The sequence below is a fragment of the Micromonospora okii genome (assembly GCF_020884795.1).
GTDB lineage: Bacteria > Actinomycetota > Actinomycetes > Mycobacteriales > Micromonosporaceae > Micromonospora > Micromonospora okii.
This window is the reverse complement of the sequence record NZ_BBZF01000013.1, coordinates 736,890-747,713: the sequence shown is the minus strand read 5'-3', so window position 1 is coordinate 747,713 and position 10,824 is coordinate 736,890. Positions and strand designations below refer to the sequence as shown.

The window sequence follows — 10,824 nt, the reverse complement described above, 5'->3', positions numbered from 1 at the left end:
CGGAACGGCTCGCGGGTAGATACATCGGTCCCGACGTCGTCCACGCGCTCATCGACTTCGCCCTCAACCCGGTCGTGCCCGGCCTCCACCCCGGGGGTGCCGTCATCAAGTGGGCAGAACTTGACCCACCTACGCGCTTCCTGCACGCCGCGAGGACACTGTCCCGTCGCCCGGTGGAACTAGAGTCCGTTCCGGCAACAGCAGCGACGGTAGCTTCCTGTCACGAGCAGTGGGAAGCCGAAACGGGCCTGCGGATCGGGCGAGTAGGCACCGACCTGACTGATCTATCGACGCTGCGAGAGGCGGTGCGACGACCAGCGCATCCGATCGAGGCTCTTCCGAACGCCACCCTGGTCTACGCCGCGAGGCTGCATCAGGAACGTGCCGAGACGTTGCACACGATTTCGCACTTCGGCCTCAACTTCGTCGGTGAGGGCGCTCTGCGTTTCGTCTACCCGGACTCATTTGGTCATGAGGGCAACTGGTGGTTGTTCCCGCCGCTGCGCGTGATCGAGGATGAGTACTGCTGGCCCTCGGAGCAGATGGACCAGGACGACGCAACCAACCTTCTGGTCGGGGCCGCCGTGTCCGCCGCGCTCGACGACGTGCTGTACGGCGTCGGCCCACTGCACGTTGAACACCTGCCACTGGCTGTCCTCCGAAGCCCCGGTGAGCTGTCGGGGCTCAACGACATTCTGCGTTCGGTCATCCGGATGAACATCGGATGGGACAGGCCGCAGTGACAGTTGGCCCGGTCCGCCGTCGGATAACGGGGTAGCGGCAGCTGCACCCTCTGCTGCGCCAGATGGTCCCGCAGCGACCAAATCCAGCGAGGGATAGCCGTCTACGGACACCGGGATGGTGAAGAGCCGCTCATCCTGACACTCGCTGCCTCGGCGGCGGATCAGAAGCGCGTTGTGCTACCCGACTTCACGAGGAACTTGCCGCGCTTCTCCGGACGGGTGATCGATGCCAGCCGAAGCTCTATTCTCCTAGAATGCTTTATGGATTGGGTGATCTGCCGCTAGACTTCTTCGGTGGCTCAGCAGCACGATCGACCGTGTGCCGTGGAAGTAACCCAGCGAGTCGTCACGCCTCCTGACCCACGTCACAGACTCGCATCAGGCACTTAGGGAACTGCCGGATCACGCCCAGAGCCAGCATGTTCCGCAGGTACTGGCCCTGATGGGGAAGTCATCCAGTTGAGGTCGTTACATTGTGTCCGCAATGACGGCCTTCAGATGACGGACTCGATCGGTCATTGGTCTCATGAATTCCGTCGCCTTGCCGCCGGCTATGAGGTTGAGCGTTGGGCGGTCAGTGACGGCACCGAGTAGATGCCGGACGCGTTCCACCGGCCAGCGCAGTTCCTGTGCTAGCGCGGTGATGGTCAGCCCATGATCGGTGGCTAGTTCGAAGGCCTTTCTGAGGAGGGTCGGCTGTTCGCCGGGGAAGCCGTCGATGGGTTCCAGGGCTGGTTTGGACTGGTTGAGGCGTTGGTAGGCCCGTGTCGCAGTGGTGTCGGTGTAGAGGCCTACTTCTCGGCAGCGGTAGATGAGGCTCTGGATCGAGGTACCCCATGTTCGCTGGAGTTCAGCGAACGCCGCGAAGTTCACCCTCGCGGGTAGGAGGGGGATGATGCTGTCGCGTGGGGTGAGGAACTCTGCAGCGAAGGTGTCGGCGTCTCGTTCGTGGCGGGTGTCACCGGGCAGAGCGTCCGCGTGGAGCACGAGGTGGGCGAGTTCGTGTGCGGCGGTGAAGCGCTGCCGGTATACATCCTGGGATCGATCGCGGCTGATGACAATGAACGGCCGCGGTAGCCGGGAGGTCGAGAAGGCGTCCACGGTACGGAAGTCGCCGTCGGCCGGCGCATGGACGACGACGATGCCGTGGACCTCAAGGGTACGCACGAGGTGTGGAATGGGCGCGGTGCCGAGATTCCAGTGCTGACGTAGAGCTCGGGCGGCTTGGACTGGTTCGGTGGGAAGGCTAACGCCGGGATGAATTTCGCCGCCGGCGAACCCGGGAAGGTCCACGTGGGGCAGGAAGATGCGCCGTTCGAGGGCGTAGATGAGCTCCCAGACCTGCTCCGTGAAGGAGATGGCCTTGGCGCGCTGGTAGGAGCGTGTCTCACGGAGATGGCGGAAGTGCGCTGCGGAGGAGTCGAGACGGGCGTAGGGACGCCCGACCTGGAAGAAGCCGACGGGGTAGCCGAGGTGTTCGGCAAGGGCGATCAGAATCTCGGGTCGTGGCCGCGCCCCCGATTCGTACTGACCGATGGCCGCAGCGCTGACCCCGACCCGGTCGGAGAGCTCCTTCTTGGTCAGCCCGGCGAGCTGGCGAGCTTGTGTCAGACGTGCCGAGTCGAACTGCCTGGCGACAGCACTGGCTGACTCCGAGGGCGACTCCACGGGGAGGCCGCCGGCAGAGAACAGGTCATCAGGCTTGTCAGTTGTGGGCATCGCTTCGCTGTTGGTGGTCGCTGTGTTCGGCTACGGGGCTGACGGTGGCCTGCTCGGCGGCGGTACGGGCGCGCAGAGTCGGGCTGGCCAGCTCGGCCTGGTCGAATCGCGGCGATGCGGTCGAGGTCGACGGCTGGGTTACCAGGCGAAGTCCTGGGATCGGGTTTGCGGACGGGACGAGGAGGGGTTGTGCGGACACCCAGCTCGCTGTGCCGGTCTGGCTCACGCTGATCTGGCCCCATCCGATGTTGAGCAGCCCGTGCCGCTCGTGCGCGGCGTAGTAGATGATCACGATACCGTCTGGTTCCAGCCCGCGCAGGAGGTCGGTGGCGTGGGGGTCCGACTCGGACTCCATTCCTTCGAAGGCCGGCTGTTCATGATCGGGTTTGGGGCCGAAGAGCCGTGCCAGTTCCAGCGTCGTCTTGTTGATCTTCTTCAGGGCGCGAGGGCTGTCGTAGGCGGTCGCGAGGTCCTTCGCGTACTCCACCGGCAGCACGGCGACGTTGTTGATGGCGACGATGCGGTAGCTCTTGCCCAGCGGGCGCACCGTCTGGGCGCCGGGGACCTCAGCGAGGTGGTTGACCAGTTCCTCGTACCGCGCCGGCCAGCCTCCGCCGAAGGCGTGGCGCGACGCCAGGCGGACCGCGTGGTGGCCGTCCATCTGCCGTCCGACGGCGGCCTGGATGGCCGACGGGATGGCCTCCGTCAGCGTGGCTGCCACGTCGCGGCCGAACAGGGACGCCGCCCACGCTGCCGGCCGGATCTTCTTCGACACGATTCTCCCCTCATGCTTTACCTGCGTGCAGAAGGCTAGCATCTGTGCTTTAGTTTTGAGCGCGATGACGCCACTTCAGTGACGCTGAGTGGTTCCCGCAGACCACGCCGCCTTCTGTGTGGGGTGATCTGTTGTGCGTTGGGATCGCGGCGAGCGTCGATCAAGCCGCACACGGTGTCCGGTTGCGGCGTTGCGGGTCGCCCATGATGAGCGGCCGGGGAGGAAGGGGACGCATGACGGCGGATCTCACCAGGTTCGGCCGGGACGCAGTCGTGACCACGGTGACGCAGGCCGCCAGTATGTGGACGTCGCCGAGACCGCCCGGCGAGCGCTGGCAGCAGGTGGCTGAACTGCACGGGCGAGTTGCGCTGGCGCACTTGGCGCACGGTGAGCCTCTGCTGCCCCTGGTGGCCTTCACCGACCTGTTGACCGGCCCTCTGTCTGGGCTTCTGCCGGCCGCACTGAGGGAAGCGTGCGACGAGGTCTTGTTGGTGGAGGACGGACAGCTCAGTGCTGCCGCCACTGACCTGCTGATGGAGAACCTCGCGCCCTCGATGACGGCCTCTGACGTCGTCGGCTGGTCGGTGCCGCGTCTGAGCGCGGAGAAGGTGCAGGGCTGGCTCTACGGACAGATGCTGGCGACGGGCACGGAGGAGGGGTACCGGCGGGCGCGACGGACCGTCATCGAACACGCGGCGGGGGAGATGTCGGAGGTGATCGACGCGATCAAGGCCGCAGGGCTGCCCCGCGAGGGCCTGGTCGAGGAGATCCCCGCGTGGGCGTGGGTGGCGCACGAGGGGGAGCACTACTGGTTCGGGTGCCCTGTTTGCCGGTACCCGATGCGGTACCAACTCGGTCGGCTTGCCTGTGCCTACCCGCCGCACACGAAGGCTCTCGGCGGTTCGATCACCGTGAAGGCGGCGAAGGGCCGTGCACCGGTGGCCGGTGCGTGGAACGTCGAGCGTGCCGCGCAGTTGGGCGGACCGCAGGTCACCACTGCGTTTCCGGTCAAGGGTCAGGTGTGCCTCGTCCTGCCGGCTTGGCGGTACTCGACCATTCCCGGTTGTGAGGAGGTCCGCCTGCACCGCGAACTCGGGATGATGCCGGGCGTCACCGCGAGACTGTGGCCGTACGTCGACCGGTACGACCTGGAAGTGAGGGCACCAGGACGACGGCGGCCCTGGCGGGTCGATGTCAAGGACTACACCGACCCCGCGCGGCTGGCCAACGAGCTGTTGCGTCGGGGCAGTATCGGCGAATCTGACCTGTTGATCGTCGTCCCCGACTACCGGGCGGGCCATGTGGCGGTCCTCAACGAACGGCTGCGCCTTGCCACCGGATCACGGCGCCGGTTCGCCACGACGTCTCACCGCTTCCTCACCGAGGTGAAGAAGGCCGCAGCCGGATGAGCAACCGATCGCGTTTCCACAGAACCGCCAACCGGTTCCTGATCGGACCGTCGCTGCGGCTGGCGCTCGGCCTGGCCGAGCAGCTCTTCCCCACCGAGACCTGGGAAGGCGCGCCCGCGGTGGACCCCCGCGACGCGCGGTTCCTCCTCTCCGGCCAGCTCGGGGTGTGGAGCCTCTGGCGTGACGGCCTCACCGCCACGCAACGACATGCGATCGACCGTCTCATCCATCTGCGCCCTCGCCGCCTGGCCACAGAAGGTGGCCTGCGCGTCAGCCTCGACGAGCACCTGCGCAACAACCGGTCGCCCCGCTACCTTGAGGCCGGAGACTTCCTGCAGGTGATCGACGGTGTGCCGGTCGGTGATCTGATCACAGCCGCGTTGCAGGAGCTGGAGGATGCCTCATCTCCGCTGCGCGTCCCCCCAGAGGCACTGGCCGGCAGACGCTACAGCTCGTCGGTCTTCCTCGCCGGCCCCAGCCGCGACGAGTTCCGGCGCAACACCTACCTCATTCCGCGGGCGCCGATGCCCTACCCGCCTGTCCCGGTTCTGGACGCCAACGCGCCAGCCGAGGTGGTGGCCGACCTCGCGGACATGCACGCCACTGCCGAACTGATCGACAAGAAGCGGGGTGACGATGCCTTCCGCCTGGCGGAGGTTCTGGACGGATTCTCGCGGAAGCTGCGGACGCCACAGGGCCAACCCGTCGAACGGCTGAAGCTCGCGGCAGGGCCCCTCCAGCTCATGATCGCTCCCACTGGTTCCGGCAAGAGCGTCTGGATGCGCGTCGCCGCCACCCACCTCGCCAGCCACAGAGGAGGCCGCCGCACCGTTGTCCTGCTCACCCCTGATGTCGAGAGCACGCTGGATCTTGTTGCGGCCATCCGCAGTGACCTCGCGGCGCTGAACCTCGACATCCCCGTTGTCGCACTCATGTCCCACAGACGGCTCATCGAGGTGGCCGTCCAGCGGACCAACGACGCACCGGAGGATCCGGCCGGTGCCAGGTGGACCTGGCAGGAGCTCGGCTACTCCTGCATGCTGAGCGACGAAGAAGGCGCCGCATGGCAGCCCGGCCAGGAACCCTGCACGGATCTGCACGAGCCCGGCGTCGAAGGTCGCCACCGATGCCCTCTGATCGGTGCCTGCGAGAAGTGGGCGCCATGGCGGCAAGCTGCCGGCCCAGCCAAGATCATCGTCACCAACCACGCCTACTTCCAGCAGGGCTCGGTGCCGTTTCCCGTCATCGCGAACGGCACACTCCACGGACGGATGAGCGCGCAGGAGCTGCTGCTGCGGCGCGCCGACATCGTCCTTGTCGACGAGGTCGACGCCTTCCAGGGACATGCCGTCGCTCAGTCCGGCCGCACCCTCGTCCTGGCCCGTCGTGACACGCAGAAGCTGCTCTTGGAGAAGCTCGACGACCAGCGCAAGGAACAGGTCGAATCCGACAACGTGCCGGGCGAACTCGAACTCGCCTTCCAGCGGGCCATCCACCGGGTCGAGTTCCTCTCCGAGCGCTATCTGGCCGCCGTCGTCAACGGGTTCATCGACCCGCAGGACCCGCTCGGCCCCAAACAGGCCAGGCTGCACTTGCCACGCCGATGGGACAACCTCCTCGCCTGCCGCCTCTTCGGCCTCAACGAACTCGAAGACCGTCCCAGCGACGACCAACTCGACAGGTTCAAATCCCTGTTCACCCAGAACGAACCCGACCCTGACGCGCTACCCGCCGGTTGGGCGGACCTACGCAAGGAACTGCGCCTTGTCGTCGCCGACGAGCCGGAATCGGACCTGATTCATAAAAGAAGCCAAGGCATCGTCAGCGCGATCCAAACGATCACCGCGCCCACCACCGACGAGGGCGAACCGGACGCCGACGCCGCCGCCGACGTCAACTTGGACGAGATGGACTGCGGCCGTCAGGCCGGGAGGGACGACGATCCGGCAGACCCCACCGCTTCGGCGTGGCAGCTCCAGACCGCTCACCTTCTCCTACGTAGGGCGTTCCTCGGCGAACTCCAGCAAGGGCTCGCCGAACTGGAAGCCCTACTGCCGCTGATGCGCGACAGCGGCATGCGGCTCGCCGACGACGTCGAAGCCGCGCTGGACCGAGCTCCCTCCTGGCAGGCAACACCCGAAGGACCGATCGGCCGAACGGTTTTCGGATTCGCCGTCACCGGCGACCCGGAGAGCCGCTCCGACCGGCAGTTCACCGCAGAGATCCTCTCCGGCGACCCGCACGCCTACACCGCAGACCTCGGAATCACCACGGCTCCCGCGCTCACGGGCGCGCCCAGAGTCATCGTCGGACTCTCCGCGACCGCCTACCTACCCGGTTCCCCCACCAACCATGTCCATGCCGATGTCGCCTGCTACTACCCCGACAACGCCGGTGCCGGCACCGGCAGGCTGACCGTCAGCAACGCGTCCGTCAACGACCACACGACCAGCCGCGGGATCGTCATCTCCGGAGCAGCCCGCAACCGCAAGGCCCAGCTACTCGAAGGCATCGGATCCGGCCTCTGGGACCAGATCCTCGAACAGAGACTGCGGGACCTGCACGACCACCGGGACGCCGAACGCCGCGCCCGTGCCCGGGTCCTGCTCGTCACGAACTCCTACGACCAGATGCTCGCCCTCTGCCGCGGTCTGATCGCCGGGGGAGCCCACCGCACCCGCATCGCCGTCGCCGTCCCCGCTGGTGACCGCCGCGGCCTGCAAATCCCCGACGACGTACTCGCCATCCCCGCCAGCCGGCTGCGGACCTTCCCGGGCACGGGCAGGGACGTGCTGATCTCACCTTTCGCACGGGTCGCCCGCGGGCTCAACATCGTCGTCGGCCACCGATCCGCGCTCGACTCCATCTGGGTATGCGTCCGGCCCATCAAGCTCATCGACGAACCATCCGCACTGGTTGCCCACACTGGTGCCCACGCCCGCCGCAACCGGCACCCCGGCGAGGACCCGCGCAAGGAACTCGACGAACGCCACCGCATCGCCGCCAAACATCTGGAGCTCATCAACAGGTCCAACCCCGCCTTCGGGCGCCTGCCCCCCGACGTGCGCACCGCGATCTTCGCCGACGTCCTGGCTGACCTGATCCAACTCGCCGGGCGCGCAAGGCGTGGCGGCACCAACACCACTCTCCACCTGGTCGACAACGCCTTTCACCGAGGAGGCGCCGCACCGGGCAGCGACTTCCCCTCCCTCATCCGCAACCTCCACCAGCGATGGCGCGACGACAGCCAGCTGGGCCAGGTCCGCTCCATCTACGGCACCACCATCGACGCGTTCTTCACGTTTGCCGGCATCAACGACAGGAACCCCTGATGCGTACTTTGGCCTTTCCCTACACCGAAGCGATGGCGGAGAAGATCCACGGCTACACCCTCGGCAGCGAGGTCAACGACACCTGGCAGGACCTGAACCGCCGATACACCCGCCACCCGAAGAACCTGCCGTACAGGGACCTGAGCCTCGGCCTGCGCTACGTGTCCAGCGACTACGCCACCATCTGCAAGGACCCCGATGGCCCCGGCACGCTGCTCCTGATGCGCAAGAAGATCGACACCGCCATCATCAGCCGGCTGTTCGCCGCCTTCGAACGAGACCTCGCAGCCCGGCACGGCGCGCCATTCGAAGACCTCCTCGGCCCACTGCTACGCCGCACCAAGCCACGCACGATTCACATCGCCAAGTACCTGCAGGCGGGCACGGCGACGCACGCCGACATCCCGAACTGGGTCTTCGACGTCGCCACCTGGAGGACCATCGAACTCCTGCGAGGTGCGCTCAAGCTCCCCGACGGCACGGACCTGCTTCTGCGTCCCGACATCGACGGCAACCTCGTCGCCTTCAACCGCCCGCTTCCCCAGACGCACCCCAGGGCCGAACAAGGCATCCACTACATCAGTCTCGAACCCATCACCGTCCCCGGCTACCCCGGCATCCTGCTTAACCTCGACGCCCACATCAGCGCCACCACCGGCTTCCCTGGCAACGCCAAGAGCCTCTGGATCGCCACCGACGACACCGGCATGCTGCTCACCGCCAGACACCGCTACGACCGCCCCACCAACCGAAACGTGATCACCGGGCTCCTTCCCCAACTCGTCGACTCCTTCAGCATCCGCGGCGTGCCCGCCAACTTCACCGCAGATGACCTCCTCGCGACCCACCCCCGCATCCGCGCCCGGCACGCCACCACCCCCGACAGGCACCCCATCGGCTCCGGACCGGGCCGCCGATTCCTCGACTGCCTGCTCGAGCACGCCACCGCCAGGCTCAACACGGAGTCGCTTGTCCTGGAAACCACACCCATACGCAACATCGATGCCGCCGGCGACCCCGACCGGCACGCAAAACTTGCCTCGGCCGTCGACGCGGCAGCACGGCCGATCCACATCAGCGTCGTCTACCAGGACGACCTGCAGCGCCACCGGTCCGCCCGGGCGCTCACCGAAGTGCTTCACCTCCCCGAGAACAGCCTCACAACCGCGGTGAGCACCTTCCTCGACGGCGCGCTCACCATCACCTTCGACAGCGCCAAGACCGACCTGCTGGTCGCTCCCGGACCCACGCATCTCCGGAACACCCTCGCCGAGCAGATCATCTCCACCAGGACCCCGGGCGCCCTGCACCTCGTACTCGCCGAGAGCAACAAAGAACTCGCCGCAGCCAAGCCCGCCGATGACCCCAAGCCACAGCTTCGCCGCGCCCTGGCCGCCCACGGCACCGTCAGCCAGTTCATCGATCCAGCGTCAACGCCCAAGCCCGACGGCGTCGACCACCCCGCCAATGCCGCCGTACGAGACCTCCTCCGGGCAGCGGGACTCACCGCCACCACACCAACCCGGGTGTTCTCGCGCCCCCTGCAGCCGCAGCCATGCGTCATCGTCGGTCTCTACACCCGCGAACAGAACCAACCCGCCACCCGCATGATCAGCCTCTCCGCCCTCATCAGCGACGGAACCGACACCCCCTGGCGCATGCTCGGTTACCACCCCGACGCCCACGGCTGGAACGACCTCCCCACCGCCATCGCCGCACATCACGCCACCGACCTGAGCCAGTTCAACGACCCGAACCCCGCCACCCGCACAGCACTGGCGCGGGCCTACACAGAACGGGCCCTGCACCAGCTCCGCACCCTCTACGACGAGATGCCGATGATCATCTACATCGACGGCTCCAACCGGTTCCCACTGTGGTCTGGTACCACCAACAAGAACCTGGGTAACGGACAGCTAGACGCGCTGCCCCACCTCGGAATGATCAACCCAGCCGACATCTCACTGGTCAGGGTCAACACCGCATCAGACGGCAAGCTGCCACAACCTGTCAGGGCAACCGGGAAGCGGGCAAGCGCTGACGACGGTGCAGTCCCAGCTACCGAACGGCTCTACCGCCTTCCCGGCGCACACCAGGAAACCTACTACCTGATCAACCGATCGCGCAGCGACAAGGCGTTCCAGTCCAGCGTCAGAGCCGGCCACCGTCAGACGCGATTCGACCTCGCGGAAGCAAGAGAGCTCCGGACACCCTGGCACGCGATGACCTGCACGGAGTTTCTTCTCCTCGACGGCGGCGCCTTCGAACGCCAGCACCTTGCGGCGCTCAGCGCGCGGCTGTGTGGGCAATCGCTGGCCTGGGACGGGCGGACAGCCCGACCCGCACCCGTACACCTCGCCCGACAGATCCTGGAGGATCATCCAGGGCGCAAAACGGCCGCACACTGAGGTGTGAACGGCCGAAGGCGCCCGCCCACGGCCGGTCACTTACACGCATACTGGACCGAGACTCCGGAACACGCGGCACAGCGTGACCGTCGATCGGGAAGACGGGGAGGTCACCACCCACCCCATGCACCGCAACGCCCGATTCTCAAACCGACAACGCCCCCCGTCGAGCACCGGTTCCGGTCACCGCACTGTCAGCTTGGTGGACACGGTGTCCGTCCTCCCGCAATAGTTATGTGCAAACCTTTCGATATGGCTGTTCTGTTTGACCAAATCGTGAGCTCGAACATCACGGCGCACCTCAGCGGTTGCCCGTCTTGGTGCGTCAAGGTCCACGCCGAGGAGGAGTTGGGTAGTCCGGGCAACCGGACCCGGGGGCATTCCCGGACGGTGATGAAGACCAACAAGGGTGAGGTCGGCGAGATGGCGGTAGAGATC

6 protein-coding genes are annotated in these 10,824 nt (G+C 66.6%); 4 read left to right on the top strand and 2 right to left on the bottom strand.

The window, feature by feature from the left end; all coding sequences use genetic code 11:
* Nucleotides 1-743, top strand: a 743-nt coding sequence (locus LPU43_RS06520) for a hypothetical protein (RefSeq protein ID WP_229399301.1), incomplete at its 5' end; no start/stop codon positions are given.
* A 468-nt stretch (nucleotides 744-1,211) separates the two neighbouring features.
* On the opposite strand, the gene LPU43_RS06515 is transcribed toward LPU43_RS06520, so the two are convergent.
* Nucleotides 1,212-2,462 carry an XRE family transcriptional regulator gene (locus LPU43_RS06515; RefSeq protein ID WP_229399300.1) on the bottom strand — a complete coding sequence of 417 codons (1,251 nt, stop codon included), beginning with the start codon at nucleotides 2,460-2,462 and terminating at the stop codon, nucleotides 1,212-1,214.
* Entirely contained in the window at nucleotides 2,449-3,237 is a 789-nt protein-coding gene (locus LPU43_RS06510) for a hypothetical protein (RefSeq protein ID WP_229399299.1), read from the bottom strand. The genes LPU43_RS06515 and LPU43_RS06510 overlap by 14 nt, the downstream gene beginning before the upstream one ends.
* A gap of 233 nt (nucleotides 3,238-3,470) precedes the next feature.
* Here LPU43_RS06510 and LPU43_RS06505 point away from each other — a divergent pair, with 233 nt between their 5' ends.
* Genes LPU43_RS06505 through LPU43_RS06495 form a run of 3 tightly spaced genes read left to right on the top strand, consistent with a single transcriptional unit; the run spans nucleotide 3,471 to nucleotide 10,386 of the window.
* Nucleotides 3,471-4,646, top strand: coding sequence for a restriction endonuclease-related protein (locus tag LPU43_RS06505; protein ID WP_229399298.1), 1,176 nt, complete (start codon nucleotides 3,471-3,473; stop codon nucleotides 4,644-4,646).
* Complete coding sequence (locus tag LPU43_RS06500) at nucleotides 4,643-7,978, top strand: ATP-dependent DNA helicase (protein WP_229399297.1); 3,336 nt, start codon at nucleotides 4,643-4,645, stop codon at nucleotides 7,976-7,978. Before LPU43_RS06505 ends, LPU43_RS06500 begins: the two co-directional genes overlap by 4 nt.
* Nucleotides 7,978-10,386, top strand: a complete 2,409-nt coding sequence (locus tag LPU43_RS06495) for an RNaseH domain-containing protein (RefSeq protein ID WP_229399296.1) — start codon at nucleotides 7,978-7,980, stop codon at nucleotides 10,384-10,386. Before LPU43_RS06500 ends, LPU43_RS06495 begins: the two co-directional genes overlap by 1 nt.
* Nucleotides 10,387-10,824: the final 438 nt, after the last annotated feature.

What these genes read in the sequence shown, in the direction of transcription:
- LPU43_RS06505 (WP_229399298.1), top strand. Translation starts at nt 3,471, where the DNA reads ATGACGGCGGATCTCACCAGGTTCGGCCGGGACGCAGTCGTGACCACG.
- LPU43_RS06500 (WP_229399297.1), top strand. Translation starts at nt 4,643, where the DNA reads ATGAGCAACCGATCGCGTTTCCACAGAACCGCCAACCGGTTCCTGATC.
- LPU43_RS06515 (WP_229399300.1), bottom strand. Translation starts at nt 2,462, where the DNA reads ATGCCCACAACTGACAAGCCTGATGACCTGTTCTCTGCCGGCGGCCTC.
- LPU43_RS06495 (WP_229399296.1), top strand. Translation starts at nt 7,978, where the DNA reads ATGCGTACTTTGGCCTTTCCCTACACCGAAGCGATGGCGGAGAAGATC.